Below are 18,443 nucleotides of genomic sequence, written 5' to 3' on the forward strand. Positions count from 1 at the left end.
ATGCACCTGCGGAGTGTGGCTGTTGCGGCGCAACAGAACTGGTCACTGAAGAAACCTGGCCGCATTTCAACCAATAGCTACTCTCTCGATACGAGTCGACGAACAGCAATCGTTTCTGATATAACTGCCGACGATCGGTTCGCACACGTATTTTCCGCGAGCGTCGTGTCCGCGAAGCCGTTCCCGGGGACACCTTGCCTGCAGGAAGTACAGCCAACACTCGTAACAGTCGGTCAGAAGTTCTCGCGTACACTTGCACTATCGACGTCGATCGGGCCGGCTACGCTTCGAAGGCGCTCACGCGCTCCGGCCGGATCGACATGATGACACGCTCCGTCTCGATCGGGTTCTGGTACTCCTCCGCGTCGGTGTATCGCCGTGCCAGTTCGTCGATGTGCTCGCGTGCGCCCTCGGTCGTGAGTTCGTCGACCTCGCCGGTCACCGAGAGCATTCGGTAGGGGTTGTCCGGGTCGGTCATGCTGACGGCGACCCGTGGGTCGTGACGGACGTTCTTTTCCTTTCGCCGATCGCGCTCGGTGTTGACGAGCAGTCGATCGGCGTCGGGGTCGTAACCGATCCACACCGGCGTCACGTGCGGGGAGCCGTCGGGCAACAGGGTCGAGACGTGGGCGAACGTCTCTTTCTCGAACAGGTCCTGGAAGTCGTCCGGAATCGAGGCCATACCCACAGTGCTGCGCCCTGGCATAAATTCACGATGCCTTTCTATGCAACCGGGACGAACGGGCCGATCGAGTCGAATATCGGCCCCAGAGCTCCGAATATCGGACGTTCGGCTCTACGAGGATCGATCGACTCACAGGCGGACCACTGAAAGTCAGTTTCGGTGTAACCGCGACCGTCCTGCGGTTGTCCCGGTAAACCGTTACAGCAGACCGTCTCAGTACGATCGGGGCAGGCCGAGCGTGTGTTCGGCGAGGAAGTTCCGGACCATCTCGTTGGTGATCGGGACGGTCTTGAGCAGTCGGGAGTTCTGCCAGATGTCGTAGACCTCGTAGTCCGCCGAAAACCCGTTGCCGCCGTGGGTCTGGACCGCCTGGTCGGCCGCCTTCGTCGCGGCCTCGCTCGATCGGAGTTTGGCGATGTTCGCTTCGGCGCCGGCGTCCTCGCCGTGGTCCCACTTGGAGGCCGCCTTGTAGGTCATCTCGCGGGCGCACATGAGTTCGGCGTAGGCGTCGGCGAGCGGGTGCTGGATCGCCTGGTGGCCGCCGATCTTCTGCCCGAAGACCGATCGTTCGTTCGCGTAGTCGACGGCGAGATCGATCGCCCGGAGGCCGCCGCCGATCGCGCTGGCCGCGCCGGCGATCCGCTCGGTGTTCAGGGTGTCCCACAGGAGGTAGAGGCCGCCGTCCTCCGCGCCGAGGATGCGGTCCTCGTGGACGCGCAGGCCGTCGATGTCGACCTGGTACTGGGTCTCGAACCACGGTACCTCGACGTCGAGCGGGGTGAGCGAGATGCCGTCCTGGTCGGCGGGTTCGGGGACGAGGAACATCGAGACGCCGTGGGTCGGGTTGTCCGGGTCGAGGTCGGAGGTGCGGGCGATCAGCAGCATTTCGTCGGCGTTCTCGACGCCGCTGATCCACATCTTCTGGCCGGAGATGACGAACTCGTCGCCGTCTCGCTCTGCGGTCGTATCGATGTTGATCGTGTTCGTCCCGGCTCCGGCCTCGGTCAGGCCCATACAGAAGCGCATCTCGCCGTCGGCGATCGCCGGCAGATACTCCTCCTTCTGTTCCTCGGTGCCGTGGCGCTGAATGCTGATCCCGCCGAAGACGGGCGTGAGAACGAAGATGATCCCGCCCTGTCCGCCGCCCCGGGAGAGTTCCTCGATCACCATCGACATCTCGAGCATCCCCAGGCCGGCCCCGCCGTGCTCCTCGGGGATGGTGACGCCGAGCCAGCCGTCTCGCGCGAGGTCGGCCCAGTACTCCTCGGGGAACTGCTTCTCCTCGATGCAGGTCTTCCAGTACTCCCAGTCGTAATCGCTGGCGATGTCCCGGACGCTCTCCCGGATCAGCCCTTGTTCCTCGGTCTCGGTATAGACCATGCGTATCGATACCAATCGATGCACACGCTTGTTACACTTTCCCACGATCGCAAACGGCAACGGCGTTCAACCGATAACGGGAGCCGAATACATTTGTCACTTGGTACCAATGGCCCGTCTATGAGCAATCGACTCCGTGACGACACCCCGGACGGGCGATCCCGTATTCACGGCGGGTGGTGGCGATGAAGATCACGGTCGACGCGGCGCCCGACGAAGAGACGGCCCGGGCGATCGCAAGCGCCCTCGCCGCCCACCTCGGCCGGGGGGTCGAACTGGTCGTCGACGGGACCGAAGAGCCCGTCGCGACCGCCGGCGACGGGGACTGGGACGACGCGGTGGTCACCGAGCGCGAACGCGAACTTCGAGCGGAAATCGAGGAGATCATCTCGGGCGGTCCCGAGCGGGGCCACGAGAAGATCGAAGAGTTAGGGAAACTGTTCGTCCGCGATCGACTGGACCTGATATTCGACGAGATCGAGTACGAGGACGGCACGTTCGCCCGCCACGACGCGGACGGGGACCTTCCCGCCGACGGGATGATCACGGGCGTCGGGACCATACACGGCCGGACGGTTTTCTTCGCGGCGAACGATTACACCGTCAAGGCGGGCTCGCTCGGGGGGATGGGCGTCGAGAAGGAGATCCGCCTCGCCGAGCGTGCAGCCGAGGCCGGCGCGCCGATCCTCCGGCTGATCGACTCGACCGGCGCGCGCCTGAACCTGGACGATCGGGAGCCCGGCGACACCCACATGGACCGGTACCGGGGCGGACGGATGTTCTTCAACCAGTGCATCCACTCCGGGCAGGTGCCCCAGATCGGCGTCCTCTACGGCCCCGACATCGCGGGCTCGGCCTACACCCCGGTGTTCTGTGACTACCTCGTCATGGTCGAGGAGATCAGCGGGATGGCGATCGCCAGCCCGCGCGTCGTCGAGGCCGTGACGGGCGAACAGACGACGATGCAAGGGCTCGGCGGGCCCCGCGTCCACGCGACCGAGTCCGGCAGTGCCGACCTCGTGGTCGAGGACGAACGCGCCGCGGCCAACGCCGTGCGCGACCTCCTGACCTACCTCCCACAGCGCCACGACGCGCCGCTCCCGACTCGCGAACCCGACTCCCCCGCGGCGAATCCGAAGGGGCTCGACGCCGTCATCCCCGACGAACCGAACGAGGGCTACGACGTTCAGGGGGTGATCGATCGACTCGTCGACGACGGATCGTGGTTCGAACTCAAGCCGCGGTTCGCGCCGGAACTCGTCACCGGGTTCGGCCGGATCGAGGGCCGGCCGGTCGGTATCGTCGCGAACCAGCCCGCAGTCAAGAGCGGGGCGATCTTCCCCGACTCCGCGGAGAAGGGGGCCGGCTTCGTCTGGACCTGCGACGCCTTCGGGATTCCGCTGATCTACCTCTGTGACACGCCGGGGTTCATGGTCGGCTCGCAGGTCGAACGCGAGGGCGTCCTCCAGAAGGGCCGGAAGTTCATCTACGCGACCTCGAACGCGCAGGTACCGAAGCTCTGTGTCGTCACCCGCAAGGCGTACGGTGCGGGCATCTACGCGATGGCCGGCCCCTCTTTCGACCCGGACGCCACCCTCGCGCTCCCGAGCGCCGAAATCGCCGTGATGGGGCCCGATGCCGCGGTGAACGCGCTCTTCGCGGAGCAACTCGAGGAGATGGATCCCGAGTCGCGGCAGGCCTTCACAGAGAGCATGCGCGAGGAGTACGACAAACACATCGACGTCCGGACGCAGGCGGCGAAGATGCAGGTCGACGAACTGCTCCCGGCCGGCAACCTGCGCGACCAGCTCGCGGCGCGACTGCGCGCGCTGCGGAACAAGCGCCGGACGGAGCGCGATCGGTACCACGGGACGGTGCTGTTCTGATCGGCGGATCGATCGAGCGGATTCGAGGCGGTCGAATCCCCGTACTTATCACGCGTTTGAACGAACTGTCGAGCGATGACGACGCCGCGACTCGTCCACGTTGCAGACCTCGAGACGATCTACGACGATCCCGAGCGAGTCGGCCGACTGGCCGGCGCGATCCGCGACCGACGTGACGATCGGACGCTCGTCGTCGGTTCCGGTGATACGACGGCGCTGGGGGCGCTCGCGTTCGTCAGCGATGAGGGGTTTGAACTCGCGCGGCCGCTGTACGAGACGATCGCACCCGACGCCGATACGCTCGGAAATCACGAGTTCGATTACGGCGTTGACCGTGCCTCCGCGTGGGCTCGGACGACGCCGGGACGCCACCTCCTCGGGAACGTCGAGGGGCTGCCGGATGACCCGACGTCGCCGAGCGCGGTCTTCGAAGTTGCGGGTACCCGCGTCGGCCTCGTCGGCGTGACAGACCCCCGAACCGACGACATTTCGGGGCTCGACCTCGACGCGACGTTCACCGATCCGGTCAGGACCGTCCGTGATGCGAGCGATCGGCTTCGCTCTCGCGGCTGCGAGTGGATCGTCGTCCTCTCACACTGCGGCTCGCTCGACGCGACGATTGCCGCGGAGACGGACGCGGACATCGTTCTCGGGGGCCACGACCACGAGCGCGTCTGCGAGCGGATCGAGGGGACGGTCGTCGCGCGCACCGAGGGTGGTCAGGCGGGAACGTTTCAGATCGTCCGCCTGGCCGACTCGCCCGCCGTCGAGGCCCGGACGATCGAGAGTGCGCCCAGTCACGACGGAATCGAGTCGAGCTACCGCGAGCGCTACGAGGCCACCGGACTCGCCGACTCCGTGACGACGCTGTCGGCGCCGATCGATCGCGGAACGACGGCCCGGACGGTCGCCCGCGCATATCGCGAGCGCGGAACCGCCGCCGTCGGCCTCGTCCCACGAGGGTCAGTCCGGGACGGACTCCCCGAGCGCGTCACCCGCGGCGACGTGATCGGAGTCGTCCCGTTCGGCTCGGTCCTGCACGTTCATCGCGTCGCGGGTCAAACGCTGGAAGCGATTGCCGACCGCTGCAGGGATCGCGACGACGGGACGCCGGGGACGATCGTTATGGATTGCCCGTCCTGGTCGACCGACGGTGACGCGCTCGTCGACGGGGACCCGATCGATCCGGGCGGATCCTACCGCGTCGCCTGTATGAGCTACCTGACGGAGGTGAACCTGCTCCCCGAACTCGATTCCGAGACCCTCGCCGAGGACTGGGGTCCGCAACACGAGCACGTCCTGGCGTATCTGGCGAACGGCGGGTCCGTCGCCGACCTCGCGGGCGTCCGGTAGCGGGCATCGGACGAACGAGAACCTCGTGGCGATCACATCGGCGTCGGCGCCAGCAGTTGCCCGCCGTCGACCGCGTAGTACGACCCGGTCACGTACGCCGCGGCCTGACTCGAGAGGAACAGCGCCACGGCGACGCAGTCGGCCGGCGTCCCGAGCCGATCGGCCGCAAGATCTTCCTCGACCACTTGCTCCGCGACCGCCTCGCCCATCACCTCCATGACGCCCTCGGTCCGGATCACGCCGGGCGCGACCGTGTTCGCCCGGATCCCGTACTGCGCCCACTCCGCGGCGACGGTCTGCATGAGGTTGTGGACGCCGGCCTTGCCCGCGCCCGAGTGGACGTGGTAGGGTGCGCCGCGGACGGAGTTCGTCGCACCCATCGAGACGATCGTGCCGCCGCCGCGATCGATCAGGTGGTCGCCGACGGCGAAGGTGCAGTTGGCGGTGCCGTCGAGGATGGTCCCGACGACGGAGCGCCAGCCGTTGGCCGACATGTCCTCGGCGGGACAGAGGAAGTTCGCGCCGGCGTTGTTGACGAGGATCGAGCAGTCGCCTAACTCGTCGAGGACGGTCTCGAGCATCGCATCGACGTCGTCGGGGTCGCGTACGTCGACCGTGGTCGCACAGGCGTCGGCCCCGCGCTCCTCGAGTTCGTCGGCGACGGGGGCGAGGTTGTCCATCGATCGGCTGGCGATCGCCACGTCCGCGCCGTGGTCGGCGTACGCGAGCGCGAGTTCCTTCCCGATCCCCGTCCCGCCACCTGTCACCAGCGCGGTTTCGCCCGCGAGCAGATCGTCGGCGAAGATTTCGGTCGTGGGTGGCGTCTCCTCGAAACTCATCCCTCGACCCCCAGGATCTCGCGCGCCTCGTCGGGGGTGGCAGGTTCGCGGCCCACCTGTGCGGCCATCTCCACGGCGTCGGCGACAAGGTCTGCGTTGCTCTCGGCCATCTCGCCGGACGGCCGGTAGAAGTTGTCCTCGAGGCCGACCCGGACGTTGCCGCCCATCGCGATCGCGGCCGAGACGAGCGGCCACTGGTCCCGGCCGATGCCGATCACCTGCCAGGTGCAGTCGTCGGGGAGTTGCCGCACCTGATGGGAGAGGTTCTCGACCGTCGCCGGAATCCCACCGAGGACGCCCATGATCAGGCTGGCGTGGAACGGCCGATCGAGGACGCCTTCCTGCAGGAGCGGCCGCGTGTTCCCGATGTGCCCGGTGTCGAAACACTCGAGTTCGGGCGTGACGCCCGCCTCGTTCATCCCCTCGAGGAGGTCCCGGATCTCGGAAAAGGGGTTCTCGAACACCATGTCGAAGACGTAGTCCTCGCGGGACTCCGAGTACTTCGCGTAGTTCATCGAGCCCATGTTCAGTGCCGCGATTTCGGGCCCGACGTCCTGCACGTAGTCGAGGCGTTGCTCGAGGGGCGTCTCGATCGCGCCCGTCGAGAAGTTGATCACGATGTCGGTGCGATCCCGCACTTCATCGTAGATCTCCCGGTAGGTCTCCGTACTGAACGTCGGCGCGCCGTCGTCGGTCCGGGCGTGGATGTGCGTCACGGCGGCGCCGGCCTCCCGCGCGGCGGCGGCCTCCGCGGCGATCTCGTCGGGCGTGTAGGGGATCGCCTCACACTGGTCGCGAGTCGTCAGCGCGCCGGTCAGTGCCGCGGAGATCACCACCTTCTCGGGATCGTTGCCCTTCGTCGATTGCTGTCGGTCGTAGAAGTCGGTCTGTCCGCTCATGTTATCGTCCCCGCCACTCGGGTTCGCGATCGGTCAGGAACGCGTCGATCCCCTCCTCGGTCTCCTCGCTCATGGCGATCATGGCGATGATCTCCCTGAGGTAGGCGAGCGCGGCCCCGAACTCCATGTCGCGTTGCTCGTAGTAGGCCGCCTTGCCCATCTCGATCAGGACGGGGCTGTTGGCCGCCAGCGTATCGACGAGGTCGTCGAGTTCGGTCTCGAACGCGTCCGGATCGACGACGTCGGTCACCAGCCCCATCTCGTGGGCGCGTTCGGCCCCCACGCGATCGCCGGTGAACAGCAGTTCGAGCGCCGCTTTCTCGCTCGCGGCGCGGGTGATCGGGGCCATCGCCTGCGCGGGGAAGAGGCCGACCTCGACCTCGGGCGTGCCGAACTCGGCGTCGGCGCTCGCGAGGACGAACTCGCAGGCCGTCGCGAGGCCGAGTCCGCCCGCCAGGCAGTGCCCCTCGACGGCGGCGACCGTGAGCGCGCTCGTCTCCTGTAACTGCTCGACGAGCCCCGAGAGCGCACCGAAACTCTCCCGATAGGCCTGGGTTCCCTGGCCGATCGGGAACTCTCGCAGGTCCCCGCCCGAGCAGAAGGTGCCCTCGGCGCCCCGGATCACGACCACCCGCGTCGGGCCCTCGTCGGCGGCCGCGAGGACGTCGATCAGACCCCGGATGACGCCGTCGTCGAGCGCGTTCCGTCGATCGGGCCGGTCGATCGTCGCCCTGACCACGAGTTCGTCCTCGCTGATAGTCACCGCGAGGTCGTCGCTCGAGAGGCGCTCAGCGTCGCTCATCGTCGCCTCCGGGTCGGTAGTCGGTCGTCCGGCCGGTCGTCCCACCGGGGCTTCGCCGGTATCCAGTCTTCTCGACGCGCTTTCTGCCGTCCGGACTGTCGGCACCGTGATCGTCCCTGTTCATATGAGTGGGATTGACAACCACGAACGTAAACCTTCAGCAAGACAACTCGTCGCGCGTCGCGTGGCGTTTCCGGCCTGCACCACGATCGCCGGGTCGCCGCGTTCTGCCACAACGTTAATTCGCTTCGAACGACGTGGTAGTAGAAGATGCGTGAAACGTTCGCGACGCCCTCGATCGGGTGGTGACGGATGCGCCGGACACGCTGGCCGTTCGATGCTGACGGTGGCGGTGACGGCAGTGCCGGCCGGTGCGCGCGGTCGTCCCCTGCTCGGGTCGGCCGTTCGAGTGACGACGCGGATCACGCGACCGTTCCACGCCGATCGATCGCCCGGCCCGGTTTCGGCGAGGGGTCGTCCGGACAGACCCGCAGAATCCGTCGAGGTCCCCCATGACGATCGAATTCACGCCGCTGGCAACCCCGTACGTCGTCGCGTTCATCACTAACGTCGCGCTCCTGGCGGTGCTGTGGCGACACCGCGATCGACGGGGAGCCAGGGGGTTCATCGTCGACGTCGTCGGCGTGATCCTCCTCTCGGGGACGGTCGCGCTCCAGATGGTCTCGGTCGATCTCGCGACCAAACAGTTCTGGTGGAACTGGCGGTTCCTGGCAGTGAGTCTCATGTCGATCGGCTATCTGACGATGGCAGTCGAGTACACGAACCGCGAGGACCGCATCACCGTCCGGACCGGCCTGTTGCTCCTCGTCGTCCCCGTCCTCACGCAGGTCGCCGTCTGGACCAACGACGTCCACGGCCTCGTCTACGCCCACTCGGTCGATCCCGCAACGGGGCTGGCGATCCCGGCGTTCGGACCGCTCTACTGGGTGTACGCGATCCCGATGGTCGCCTACGTTCTGCTCGGCGCCGCGCTCCTCTCGCGACTGTTCCTCTCGATGCCCGGCTTCAAGAAGCAGGCCGCGACCCTCGTCGCGACGATCGCGTTCGTCCTCGTCGGCGCCGTCGTCTGGTGGCTCGGCATCGTCACCGTCGATACCCTGGCGCTAACCTCGACCGTAAAGGTCGTCGCCTTCTACGTCGCCGTCACCAGACTGGAACTGCTGGACATCGTTCCTGTCGCCCGATCGAAGGTCATCGACAACATGCGCGACGCCGTCGTCGTGGTCAACGCGGCCGATCGGATCGTCGACGTCAACCCGGCGGCGGAGCGACTCCTCGACGGGGAACGGGTAGTCGGGAAACCGCTCGCGGACGCCTGTCCGGCCGATATATCCCAGTACGACGGCGTGACTGACGTCCAGGACGAGCTCGCGTTCGAGGTCGACGGCGAGCAGCGACACTTCGACCTTCGCATCTCGCCGCTGTACGAGCGCGAGGCGGCACGCACGGGTCGGCTGATCGTGTTGCGCGACATCACGCCGCTGAAGAGCCGCGAGGAGGAACTGACGGTCCTCAACCGGATCGTCCGTCACGACATCAGAAACGAGATGAACGTCATCACCGGGCGGGGCGACCTCCTGGCCCCCCACGTCGATCCTGCCGGGAAGGAACACTTCGAGCTGATGATGGAGAGCAGCACCCACGTGATCGAACTGACGGAGGTCGTCGGCGACCTGATGGAGACGATCGCCGGAAACGACGACCTCTCGGTCGAACCCATCCCTCTCGAGCGGACGATCCGGAACCAGCTGGAGAAGGCCCGGACCCGCTATCCGGACGCCACGTTCGAGTACGAGTCGTGCGCGCCGACCACACGGGTCTACGCGAACGAGATGCTCTCGTCGGTCTTTACGAACCTGTTCAACAACGCCGTCCTCCACAACGACGGCGACCAGCCCGAGGTCCGCATCACCGTCGAGGACCGCGGCGACGCGGTCCGGGTCCACGTCGCGGACGACGGTCCCGGCGTCCCGGCCGATCGACGCGAGGAGATCTTCGGCCGCGGCCGGAAGGGCCTCGAGAGCGAGGGTACCGGCGTCGGTCTCTACCTCGTCGACACGCTGGTCACGGGCTACGGCGGCGACGTCTGGGTCGACGACGCCGATATGGGCGGTGCCGTCTTCACGGTCGAACTCCCGACGGTCACCGACCAGCACGACGCGGCCGCCGACCGATCGGCAACTGTCTCGACGCCGCGCGAGTGAACCCGACGGCGGACGGCCGATACGATCTGCTGTACCGATGTACCGCCGATCGCAAGGGGCGGGTCGGCGACCGGCGGTAATTGACTACAGGAGTCCGTAGAAACGAGACACGGTGGAATCGATCGGCTCGAAACGCGTCGCGATCGACCTACTCGACCAGCGCGGCGAGCGTCTCCTCGAGTGCCCTCGCGGCGGCTTCGACCGCCGAGACGCGGACGTACTCCCGCGGCGAGTGGGCCACGGCACCCTCGTCGTCGGCCAGCACGCCCGGGCCGAAGACGACCGTCGGGGCGTCGGCCGCGAAGTACGAGGCCTCCGTCGCGGCGGTGAACGGGCGGACGTCGCCGCCGGCGGCGTCCGCGAGCAGGTCGACCACCCGTGCCTCGGGATCGGTGTCCCAGGCCTCGAGAAACGGCGTCGGCCGATCCGTGAACCGGAACTCGACGCCGACGTCCTCTGGCACGGCCGCTTCGAGGTGGTCGGTCAGCGCGTCGTGGAACGCGGCGGCCGTCTCGGGCGGGACGCTCCGCCGGTCGAGCGTCAGCGCGCAGTCGGCAGGCACCTGGTTGGTCGACTCGCCGCCCTCGACGACGGTCGGCGTGAGCGTCGCGGACCCGAGTTGCGGGTGCGCCGGCGGCGCGTCCTCGCGATCGTCGAACGTGCGAATCGCTCCGAGTGTCTCTTCGAGCGCCGCGATCGCGTTCGTCCCCGACTGGGGTTCGGCCGCGTGGGCGCTCGCCCCCGAGAGGTGAACCGTCCCCTGGAAGCGCCCCTTCGCGGCCGTACAGACGTCGAGGTCGGTCGGTTCGCCGACGATCACGGCGTCGGCCGCGGCCGTCAGCGACGGCTCGTCGGCGACGAGCGCGTGGGCACCCGTCGAGAGCACCTCCTCGTCGGGCGTGACGGCGAGGGTCACCCGCGCGTCGTCGGGATCGATCGCGAAGAAGGCCGACAGCAGGGCGGCGAGCGGCCCCTTGGCGTCACAGGAGCCGCGGCCGCGGACGATCTCGTCTCCGACCGATCCGTCGTCGCCCTCGTCGCGATCGAACGGCACGTGCGGCGAGACCGTGTCGATGTGCGTGTTCAGGACGACGTGGGTGTCGGCGTCGGCCGGCCCGCGACTCGCGAGGACGTTCCCGGCGTCGTCGACCCGCGGCGTGACGCCGCGGTCCTCGATCGTCTCGCACAGGAACGCCCGCATCGGCCCGACGTCCTCGTTCGAGGGGTGCTGGACGGCCGTCTCGAGGAACTCGATCGGGTCGAACCCGCTCGCGCGAGCGGAGTCGCCCCCGGTCACGGCTCGATCGGCGGTTCGACGGACACCTCGCCGTCGAACTCGTGTTCGACGGGGCCGGCGAGCATCGCCCGCCCGCGATCGTTGAAGCTCACCTGCAGGTCGCCGCCCGGCGGTCGGACCTCGACCGGGTCCGCGTCGGTGTACCCGAGTCGGCGCGCCACGACCGCGATGGCGACCGCGCCGGTGCCACAGGAGTCGGTTTCGCCCTCGACGCCCCGTTCGTAGGTGCGCTGGGAGAAGCCGCCGTCGCCGTCCGGACTGGCCACGGTGACGTTCGTCCCGCGGGGGAAGACGTCCGCGTGGCGGACCGGCGGTGCGACCGTCTCGAGGTCGACGTCGTCCACGTCGTCGACGAACGAGACGGCGTGCGGGACGCCGGTGTTGACCATCGTCACCTCGAGTCCCTCGATCTCCTCCTCGAAGACCCCCTCGTCGGCGTCGACGGGGATCCCGGCGGGGTCGAACGTGAGTTCGGTCATCTCGACGGCGACGCCGTCGTCGGTGCGATCGGCCCGCAGGGTCCCCGCCTGCGTGTCGATCATCACGCTGTCGGTTCCCGTCCGCTGCATGGCCCACTCGGCCGCACAGCGCGCGCCGTTGCCGCACATCGGGGCCGTCTCCCCGTCCGGCTGGACCAGCGTCATCACCACTCGCGGCGGCTGGAACGCCTCCTCGAGCGCGAGAAAGAGGATCCCGTCGGCGCCGACGCCGTCGGTCCGGTCGCACTCGCGTCTGGCGAGTTCGCCCCGATCGGGGACGGTGTGTTCGTCCGCGTCGATGATCAGAAAGTCGTTGCCGGTGCCGTGGTACTTTTCGAATGGAACGGTCATCGTCCTGTCTCCGGATTGCTGTCGCGATCGGATCGCCGTCGATCCGTCTCCAGCCGTGTCACGTCGTCGATCGTTTCCCGGCGGCGCGCGAGTCGGACCTCGTCGCCCTCGAGGACGACCGAGGCGGGCCGCGGCCGGGTGTTGTACTGATTCGCCATCTCGTAGCCGTACGCGCCCGCGTTGCCGATCGCGAGGACGTCGCCGCGTTCGCTCGCGGGCAGTTCGCGGTCCGTACAGAAAACGTCCCCGCTCTCACAGATCGGGCCGGCGATCGTCTGCGGGACCGTCTCGCGCGCGGCGCCGTCGTCGGCCGTCAGGTTCCGGATCGGGTGGTACGAGCCGTACATCGCCGGCCGGGCGAGCGTCGTCATCCCGGCGTCGACGCCGACGACGGTCGTTTCGCGGGCCTCTTTGACCGTGTTGACATCGGTCAGGAGCACGCCCGCGTCGGCGACGACGTAGCGGCCGGGTTCGATCGACAGCGTCGCGTCGATGTCGCCGATCGCATCGCGGGTGGCCTCGGCGACGGCGTCGAGATCGAGGGGGTCCTCGTCCTCGCGGTAGGGGACGCCGAAGCCGCCGCCGACGTCGACGAACTCGAGGTCGCCGACGGCGTCGGCCACGTCCCTCGCGAGGTCGCCCATCCGCGAGACGAACTCCCGGTGGGCGTCCAGCTGCTCGCTCTGTACGCCGGAGCCGACGTGAGCGTGGATCCCGACGACGTCGAATCCCCGATCGGCAGCGTCGGCGAGCACGTCGACCGCCCGCTCGGCCGGGACGCCGAACTTCGCGGCGGCGCCCGTCCGAACCTTCTCGTGGTGGCCGGCCCCGATGCCGGGGTTGACCCGGAGACAGAGCCGCCCGTCGTAGCCGCGGTCGGCGAGGCGATCGATCGTGTCCTCGGCCCCGGCGGTGATCGTCAGGTCGGGGTGGTCCTCCCACGCGTCGACGACGACGTCGAGGTCGCGGGCGGGCGGATTGACGGCCGTGTAGCGGACCGCAGATCCTGGCGCGCCCGCCGCGAGCGCCCGCGTGACTTCGCCCGCGGAGGCGCACTCGAGTCCCGCGCCGGCCTCGTGGATCGTCTCGAGGAGCGTCCCGAGCGCGTTCGCCTTCACCGCGTAGAGGATCTCCGCGTCGGGAAACGCCTGATCGAGTCGCCGATAGTTCTCCCGGACCCGATCGAGGTCGAGGACGTACAGCGGCGAGCCGTTGTCGTCGACGAGGGCCTGCAGTTCTTCGGCGTTCCAGTCGTCGAGACGCCGTACTGCGGGGTTCTCGTTGCTATCGGCGTCGCCGGAATTTGTGTCCGATACTACGCCGTCCGCGGACTGATTCACCATCGTCGGATCTCCGGTCCGACGTGCATCGTGATCCCCCGGATCACTCAATCCCTGAGCACCTCCTCGCGTTCGGTCGCCTCGAGCGTCTCCGTCTCGAGGTCGGTCGCGACGACGGCGGGCTTGTACGCGCCGCCCTCGAAGAGGTCGTGGTCGCTGATCGAGGACTCGACGAACCGGGTGAAGGCGCGCCGATCGGCCGGGAGTTCTCCGTACAGGACCTCCTCCTCGACGAGGTCGTAGACCGGAATCCGCGGTGTCAACAGGGTGTTTTCGCCGACGACGCTGTTCTCGCCCACGACGAAGCCGCTCGTGACGCGACAGCCGGCACCGAGCGAGACGTTGTCCTCGACGATCACGGGCGCGTTCTCGACGGGTTCGAGCACGCCCCCGATCAGCGTGTTCGCGCCGAGTTTGACGTTCGCACCGATCTGGGCGCAGGAACCGACGGTATCGCAGGAGTCCACGAGGGTGCCGTCTCCGACGCGTGCGCCGATGTTGACGAAGGCCGGACTCATCAGGATACAGTCCGACCCGACGTGGGCCCCGCGGCGAACGACGGTGCCGTCCGGGGTGTTTCGGCTCCCGCGATCGCTGTACGCGTCCGTCTCCGCCAGCGGCAGGACGTCGTTGTACGTGACGCCGCCGTGCTCGTACTGGCCGATCGATCGCAGGCCGAAGTTGAGCAGGATACCCTGCTTGACCCACTCGTTGGCCTCCCACGCGTTACCGTGCTTCTCGGCGGCGCGGATCTCGCCGGCCTCGAGGGCGTCGAGGAACGCGTCGAGCGTGGCGTACTCGTCCTCGCCGGCCGAGTCGGCGCCGACGTCGCCGTCGTCGTATCTCGTCCAGAGGTGTTCGATTTCGTCCTGTAGTGCACTCATTCGTCGATCACGTCCGCAAACTCGTAGCGGCCCGCCTTCCGTCCTGCGATCCAGACCGCCGCGTCGACGGCCCCGGCGGCGAAGACGCCCCGATCCTCGGCGCGATGGGTGAGCCGGACCTCCTCGTGGTTGCCCGCGATGACGACCTCGTGTTCGCCGGTCACGTCGCCGGCACGGAGCGCGTGGACGCCGATTTCGGCCCCCTCGCGCGGGTCCTCGCCCTCGCGGCCGTGCGTACGGCCATCGAAGTCGCCGCTGGCTTCGATCTCGGAGAGCAGCCGCTTCGCGGTGCCGCTCGGGGCGTCCCGCTTCGCGTTGTGGTGGGTCTCGACCAGTTCCACGTCGTAGCCCGGCAGGTTCCCCACTGCCTCGCCGACGACGTTCAGCAGGGCCTGTACCCCCCGGGCGAAGTTCGGCGCGTCGAGGACGGGGACGTCCTCGCTCGCCGCCTCGAGCGCCGCGTTCTGGTCGTCGTCGAAGCCGGTCGTCCCCGTGACGAAGGCGATGCCCGCCGCCACACAGGTTTCGGCGTAGTCGATCGCCGACGCCGGTCCCGTGAAGTCGATCACGACGGTCGGCTCTCGATCGGCGACCAGCGACTCGAACTCGGCGGCGGGTTCGACGTCGACGCCGTCTACCGTCTCGTCGTCCGGGTCCCGGTTGACCGCGAGGACGACCTCACAGTCCGCGTGGTCGTCGGCCGCGGCGATGACTTCCCGGCCCATGCGGCCCGTCGCGCCGGTGACGCCGATGCGGACCGTCATCGATCACCCTCTGGCGCGTCCGCGACTGCGGTCGAGTCGCGATCGAGGTCGGCGAGGACCGCCTCGAGGTCGGCGCGGTACTCGTCGGCCAGTCGCGTGAGCGGCGGCCGCAGTCGAGCGGGGCCGTAGCCGCGGATCTCCATCGCTTCCTTGACTGGGATCGGGTTGGTCTCGACGAACAGCGCTCTGAAGAGCGGCCCGAGTTCGTGGTGCAGCCGACGGGCGCGCTCGTAGTCACCGTCCAGCGCCGCACCGACCATCGCGCAGGTCCGCTCGGGTTCGATGTTCGCGGCGACGCTGATCGTCCCGGTTCCGCCGACGGAGACGGTCGGAAGCGTGAGCGCGTCGTCGCCCGACAGCACCGCGAACTCCTCGTCGGTCGTCCGCTCTGCGATCTCGCCGATCTGGCCGAGATCGCCGCTTGCGGCCTTGTATCCCGCGATGTTTTCGTGGCTCGCCAGTTCGACGGCCGTGTCGGGTTCGATGTTCTGGCCCGTTCGCGACGGGACGTTGTAGACGATCTGTGGCAGGTCGACGGCGTCGGCGATCGTCCGGTAGTGCTCGACGAGTCCGCGCTGTTCGGGCTTGTTGTAGTACGGCGAGATCAGCAAGAGCCCGTCGGCACCGGCCTCGGCGGCGCGTTCGGACAGTTCCAGCGCCTCGCGAGTGTTGTTCGAACCGGTGCCCGCGATGACCGGCACGTCGTCGACGGCCTCGATGACGGCCTCGACGACGCGGACGTGTTCGTCGTGGGTCAGCGTCGCGGATTCGCCCGTGGAGCCGACGGGGACGAGCCCGTCGACGCCGGCCGCCTCGAGACGCTGGGCGTCGGCCTGCAGTGTTTCGAAGTCGATCCGTTCGTCCTCGTCGAAGGGCGTGCACATCGCCGGAAAGACGCCCGAAAGGTCGATATCTGAGCTCATGTGTGTCGTAGTCGGTCTGGTGTGTGTCGGTCTGCGGTCGTGGAGTAGTTAGTGATCGATCGTGCGTGCTCGAACCGTGCCCGGGACGGGGGTGCCACTCCCGCCGCGAGCACACTCACACGCGTTTCCGTTTCGAAAAACGAGGGGCGGCGCCGCTCACGACGCGATCGACGGTCGAGTGAGCGGCGCGGCGCATGTGTGACACAACCGGGTTCGACTGACTTAGCCGTTGTGACTTGGCTCAACTCTTGCCACGATCGATGAATGTCGCGTCCCGGTCGCCCGTGGATGGCGCGCTCACGTCCACCCGGCGATCGGGTTCGCCGGCGCTCGTGTCACCAGATACCATGAAATTCCGCGCAATTTATACCCGACGCGAACCGTTCGTTCGTATATGACTGACTTCGGCTTGAAAGTGCGAATGGCGGTCGTCGGATCGATCCTGTTCGCGTTCTACATGCTGGTCGGCGCGTTCGGGCTGGCGATGTTCGGCATCGGCGCGTGGCCGCTGGTCCTGCTCGGTCTCCTCGTCCTCCCGTTCATCCAGTACAAGATCGGCGTCTGGTCCGCGACCAGGCGCGCCGAGGAGATGCCCGAGGAGGGCCAGTACCGGGATATCCATCAGATGACCGAGTCCCTCTCCCGGGACATGGGTATCGAGAAACCCACGCTGATGGTCATGGACATGGGCGTCCCGAACGCCTTCGCGACCGGCCGGAAGGGCAACGGCGTCGTCGTCGTCTCGACGGAACTCGTCCGGCTCCTCCAGCGCGACGAACTCGAGGGCGTGATCGCCCACGAACTCGCCCACATCAAGAACCGCGACGTCCTCGCGATGGTCGTCGGCAGTTCCATCGCGATGATGGTCGGCTGGGTCGCCTACATGGTCTACATCATGAGCAACGAGCGCGGAATCGGCAGCATCATCGTCGGGATGGTCATCTCCAACATCGCACAGATGCTCGTGATGGTCTTCGTGCTCGCCATCTCGCGGTACCGCGAGTACGTCGCCGACGACGACGCACGCCAGTACATCGGCAGCGGCGACCCGCTCGCACGCGCACTCGAGAAGATCTCGGAGGGTGCCGAGGGCCGGGAGTCGGCGGTCGACGACAGCGTGAGCGCGCTGTGTATCTTCAACACGAACCGGAGCCTCCTGGCGCAGCTGTTCGCCACCCACCCGCCGACCGAGAAGCGGATCGAAAAGCTCCGCAGCTGAGATCGGCCGCGGTCACGGATTCTCGCGGCTGACCCCGTTTCCCGGTTCCAGTCTCGCGTCCGTGAGCCACCGGACGGTCTGCCCATCCAGGGCGTGTGGACGGTCCCGATCGATCGAACTGTTCTGGGCGATCGAACCCCCCGATCTTCTCCGCGAACCGGGCCAACTCGAGGGAAGCGGTTTTTACGATCGCCCGTCACGGCTAGACTATGACCGAGATTCATCCAGGCCAGCGCGTCGCCGTCCTCGTCGACGCCCAGAACCTCTATCACACGGCCCAGAGCCTCCACAGCCGCAACATCGACTACTCCGCACTGCTCGACAAGGCGGTCCAGGACCGCCAGTTGACGCGTGCGATCGCCTACGTCATCCGGGCCGATTCCCCGGAAGAGGAGAGCTTCTTCGAGGCCCTGGTTGACATCGGCTTCGAGACGAAGATCAAGGACATCAAGACGTTCGCCGACGGTTCGAAGAAGGCCGACTGGGACGTCGGGATGAGCCTCGACGCGGTGACGCTCGCCAACCACGTCGACACGGTCGTGCTCTGTACCGGCGACGGGGACTTCTCGCGGCTCTGTTCGCACCTGCGCCACGAGGGCGTTCGCGTCGAGGTGATGGCCTTCGAGTCCTCGACCGCGGAGGAACTGATCGCGGAGGCAGAATCCTTCCTCGACCTCGGCGAACGCCACGAAACCTTCCTCCTCTGAGACGGTCTGCTGTACCCGGTGGGACCGCAGTTCGGTCGCGGTTGCACCGGAACTGACCGACAGAAGTCCGCACGAGCGCCGCTGGATCGCTACTTGTTCGCCGGCCGATCGCCGTTCGCCACGCCGACGAGCAACGCGCCCGCCGAGACGACGAGCGTCGCACCCGTCAGCGCATAGACGAGGACGGGCGACTCGACCACGGCTGGCCCGACGAACGTCAGGGAACTCACCACGAGGAGGGCCACCCCGAGGGAGATCTGCGTGAGATCCATCTCAGCACCCGAGTACCGGGCCGGCGTATATAACGTTCGTGATGACAGTCCGCCTGTGGGTACTGTCCTCACGATCGACAGCTGGTCCGGCTACAGTGTGATGGCAGTGCTACCAGTCGTTGACGCGACGATCCCGCC

18 protein-coding genes are annotated in these 18,443 nt (G+C 67.6%); 5 read left to right on the forward strand and 13 right to left on the reverse strand.

Features of this window, described 5'->3' with window-relative positions:
* Positions 1–280: 280 nt before the first annotated feature.
* Both MUN73_RS12750 and MUN73_RS12755 read right to left on the reverse strand, forming a co-directional pair.
* A complete protein-coding gene (locus MUN73_RS12750; RefSeq protein WP_250140872.1) occupies positions 281–682 on the reverse strand; it encodes a PPOX class F420-dependent oxidoreductase in 402 nt (133 codons plus the stop codon).
* 216 nt (positions 683–898) lie between these two features.
* A complete protein-coding gene (locus MUN73_RS12755; RefSeq protein ID WP_250140873.1) occupies positions 899–2,065 on the reverse strand; it encodes an acyl-CoA dehydrogenase family protein in 1,167 nt (388 codons plus the stop codon).
* Positions 2,066–2,250: 185 nt separating this feature from the next.
* On the opposite strand from MUN73_RS12755, the gene MUN73_RS12760 reads away from it, so the two are divergent.
* Both MUN73_RS12760 and MUN73_RS12765 read left to right on the forward strand, forming a co-directional pair.
* On the forward strand, positions 2,251–3,951 hold the full coding sequence (locus MUN73_RS12760; protein ID WP_250140874.1) for an acyl-CoA carboxylase subunit beta: 1,701 nt from the start codon (positions 2,251–2,253) through the stop codon (positions 3,949–3,951).
* 75 nt (positions 3,952–4,026) lie between these two features.
* A complete protein-coding gene (locus MUN73_RS12765; RefSeq protein WP_250140875.1) occupies positions 4,027–5,304 on the forward strand; it encodes a 5'-nucleotidase C-terminal domain-containing protein in 1,278 nt (425 codons plus the stop codon).
* A 32-nt stretch (positions 5,305–5,336) separates the two neighbouring features.
* Here the strand turns inward: MUN73_RS12765 and MUN73_RS12770 are convergent, their stop codons facing one another.
* The 4 genes from MUN73_RS12770 to MUN73_RS12785 are packed head-to-tail and all read right to left on the reverse strand — an operon-like array spanning position 5,337 to position 7,968.
* On the reverse strand, positions 5,337–6,143 hold the full coding sequence (locus MUN73_RS12770; protein ID WP_250140876.1) for an SDR family oxidoreductase: 807 nt from the start codon (positions 6,141–6,143) through the stop codon (positions 5,337–5,339).
* Positions 6,140–7,042 carry a beta-keto acid cleavage family enzyme gene (locus MUN73_RS12775; protein ID WP_250140877.1) on the reverse strand — a complete coding sequence of 301 codons (903 nt, stop codon included), beginning with the start codon at positions 7,040–7,042 and terminating at the stop codon, positions 6,140–6,142. Before MUN73_RS12775 ends, MUN73_RS12770 begins: the two co-directional genes overlap by 4 nt.
* A 1-nt stretch (position 7,043) precedes the next feature.
* Positions 7,044–7,844, reverse strand: a complete 801-nt coding sequence (locus MUN73_RS12780; RefSeq protein ID WP_250140878.1) for an enoyl-CoA hydratase/isomerase family protein — start codon at positions 7,842–7,844, stop codon at positions 7,044–7,046.
* Positions 7,831–7,968 (reverse strand): hypothetical protein, encoded by a 138-nt coding sequence (locus MUN73_RS12785; protein ID WP_250140879.1) that lies wholly within the window; start codon positions 7,966–7,968, stop codon positions 7,831–7,833. Before MUN73_RS12785 ends, MUN73_RS12780 begins: the two co-directional genes overlap by 14 nt.
* Positions 7,969–8,356: 388 nt before the next feature.
* On the opposite strand from MUN73_RS12785, the gene MUN73_RS12790 reads away from it, so the two are divergent.
* Entirely contained in the window at positions 8,357–10,069 is a 1,713-nt protein-coding gene (locus MUN73_RS12790) for a histidine kinase N-terminal 7TM domain-containing protein (RefSeq protein ID WP_250140880.1), read from the forward strand.
* Positions 10,070–10,217: 148 nt separating this feature from the next.
* Here the strand turns inward: MUN73_RS12790 and MUN73_RS12795 are convergent, their stop codons facing one another.
* The 6 genes from MUN73_RS12795 to dapA are packed head-to-tail and all read right to left on the reverse strand — an operon-like array spanning position 10,218 to position 16,107.
* Positions 10,218–11,366, reverse strand: a complete 1,149-nt coding sequence (locus MUN73_RS12795) for a M20 family metallopeptidase (protein WP_250140881.1) — start codon at positions 11,364–11,366, stop codon at positions 10,218–10,220.
* On the reverse strand, positions 11,363–12,196 hold the full coding sequence (dapF, locus tag MUN73_RS12800) for a diaminopimelate epimerase (RefSeq protein ID WP_250140882.1): 834 nt from the start codon (positions 12,194–12,196) through the stop codon (positions 11,363–11,365). Before dapF ends, MUN73_RS12795 begins: the two co-directional genes overlap by 4 nt.
* Positions 12,193–13,539, reverse strand: a complete 1,347-nt coding sequence (gene lysA, locus MUN73_RS12805; RefSeq protein ID WP_250140883.1) for a diaminopimelate decarboxylase — start codon at positions 13,537–13,539, stop codon at positions 12,193–12,195. The genes dapF and lysA overlap by 4 nt, the downstream gene beginning before the upstream one ends.
* A gap of 44 nt (positions 13,540–13,583) precedes the next feature.
* Entirely contained in the window at positions 13,584–14,420 is an 837-nt protein-coding gene (locus MUN73_RS12810; protein ID WP_250140884.1) for a 2,3,4,5-tetrahydropyridine-2,6-dicarboxylate N-succinyltransferase, read from the reverse strand.
* The gene (gene dapB, locus MUN73_RS12815; RefSeq protein ID WP_250140885.1) at positions 14,417–15,184 is read right to left on the reverse strand and encodes a 4-hydroxy-tetrahydrodipicolinate reductase; all 768 of its coding nucleotides are present in this window, start codon (positions 15,182–15,184) and stop codon (positions 14,417–14,419) included. The genes MUN73_RS12810 and dapB overlap by 4 nt, the downstream gene beginning before the upstream one ends.
* Positions 15,181–16,107 carry a 4-hydroxy-tetrahydrodipicolinate synthase gene (gene dapA / locus MUN73_RS12820; protein ID WP_250140886.1) on the reverse strand — a complete coding sequence of 309 codons (927 nt, stop codon included), beginning with the start codon at positions 16,105–16,107 and terminating at the stop codon, positions 15,181–15,183. The genes dapB and dapA overlap by 4 nt, the downstream gene beginning before the upstream one ends.
* 394 nt (positions 16,108–16,501) lie before the next feature.
* On the opposite strand from dapA, the gene MUN73_RS12825 reads away from it, so the two are divergent.
* On the forward strand, positions 16,502–17,326 hold the full coding sequence (locus MUN73_RS12825) for a M48 family metallopeptidase (protein ID WP_250140887.1): 825 nt from the start codon (positions 16,502–16,504) through the stop codon (positions 17,324–17,326).
* 209 nt (positions 17,327–17,535) lie between these two features.
* Positions 17,536–18,033: a LabA-like NYN domain-containing protein gene (locus MUN73_RS12830; protein WP_250140888.1), complete on the forward strand. Its 498-nt coding sequence runs from the start codon at positions 17,536–17,538 to the stop codon at positions 18,031–18,033.
* 89 nt (positions 18,034–18,122) lie between these two features.
* On the opposite strand, the gene MUN73_RS12835 is transcribed toward MUN73_RS12830, so the two are convergent.
* On the reverse strand, positions 18,123–18,305 hold the full coding sequence (locus tag MUN73_RS12835) for a hypothetical protein (protein WP_250140889.1): 183 nt from the start codon (positions 18,303–18,305) through the stop codon (positions 18,123–18,125).
* Positions 18,306–18,443: the final 138 nt, after the last annotated feature.

Source organism: Halosolutus amylolyticus (assembly GCF_023566055.1).
In the GTDB taxonomy this organism is placed as follows: Archaea; Halobacteriota; Halobacteria; order Halobacteriales; family Natrialbaceae; genus Halosolutus; species Halosolutus amylolyticus.

Coding starts and splice junctions, on each gene's coding strand:
- MUN73_RS12750 (WP_250140872.1), bottom strand. CDS start 682: ATGGCCTCGATTCCGGACGACTTCCAGGACCTGTTCGAGAAAGAGACG.
- MUN73_RS12755 (WP_250140873.1), bottom strand. CDS start 2,065: ATGGTCTATACCGAGACCGAGGAACAAGGGCTGATCCGGGAGAGCGTC.
- MUN73_RS12760 (WP_250140874.1), top strand. CDS start 2,251: ATGAAGATCACGGTCGACGCGGCGCCCGACGAAGAGACGGCCCGGGCG.
- MUN73_RS12765 (WP_250140875.1), top strand. CDS start 4,027: ATGACGACGCCGCGACTCGTCCACGTTGCAGACCTCGAGACGATCTAC.
- MUN73_RS12770 (WP_250140876.1), bottom strand. CDS start 6,143: ATGAGTTTCGAGGAGACGCCACCCACGACCGAAATCTTCGCCGACGAT.
- MUN73_RS12775 (WP_250140877.1), bottom strand. CDS start 7,042: ATGAGCGGACAGACCGACTTCTACGACCGACAGCAATCGACGAAGGGC.
- MUN73_RS12780 (WP_250140878.1), bottom strand. CDS start 7,844: ATGAGCGACGCTGAGCGCCTCTCGAGCGACGACCTCGCGGTGACTATC.
- MUN73_RS12785 (WP_250140879.1), bottom strand. CDS start 7,968: ATGAACAGGGACGATCACGGTGCCGACAGTCCGGACGGCAGAAAGCGC.
- MUN73_RS12790 (WP_250140880.1), top strand. CDS start 8,357: ATGACGATCGAATTCACGCCGCTGGCAACCCCGTACGTCGTCGCGTTC.
- dapF (WP_250140882.1), bottom strand. CDS start 12,196: ATGACCGTTCCATTCGAAAAGTACCACGGCACCGGCAACGACTTTCTG.
- lysA (WP_250140883.1), bottom strand. CDS start 13,539: ATGGTGAATCAGTCCGCGGACGGCGTAGTATCGGACACAAATTCCGGC.
- MUN73_RS12810 (WP_250140884.1), bottom strand. CDS start 14,420: ATGAGTGCACTACAGGACGAAATCGAACACCTCTGGACGAGATACGAC.
- dapB (WP_250140885.1), bottom strand. CDS start 15,184: ATGACGGTCCGCATCGGCGTCACCGGCGCGACGGGCCGCATGGGCCGG.
- dapA (WP_250140886.1), bottom strand. CDS start 16,107: ATGAGCTCAGATATCGACCTTTCGGGCGTCTTTCCGGCGATGTGCACG.
- MUN73_RS12825 (WP_250140887.1), top strand. CDS start 16,502: ATGACTGACTTCGGCTTGAAAGTGCGAATGGCGGTCGTCGGATCGATC.
- MUN73_RS12830 (WP_250140888.1), top strand. CDS start 17,536: ATGACCGAGATTCATCCAGGCCAGCGCGTCGCCGTCCTCGTCGACGCC.
- MUN73_RS12835 (WP_250140889.1), bottom strand. CDS start 18,305: ATGGATCTCACGCAGATCTCCCTCGGGGTGGCCCTCCTCGTGGTGAGT.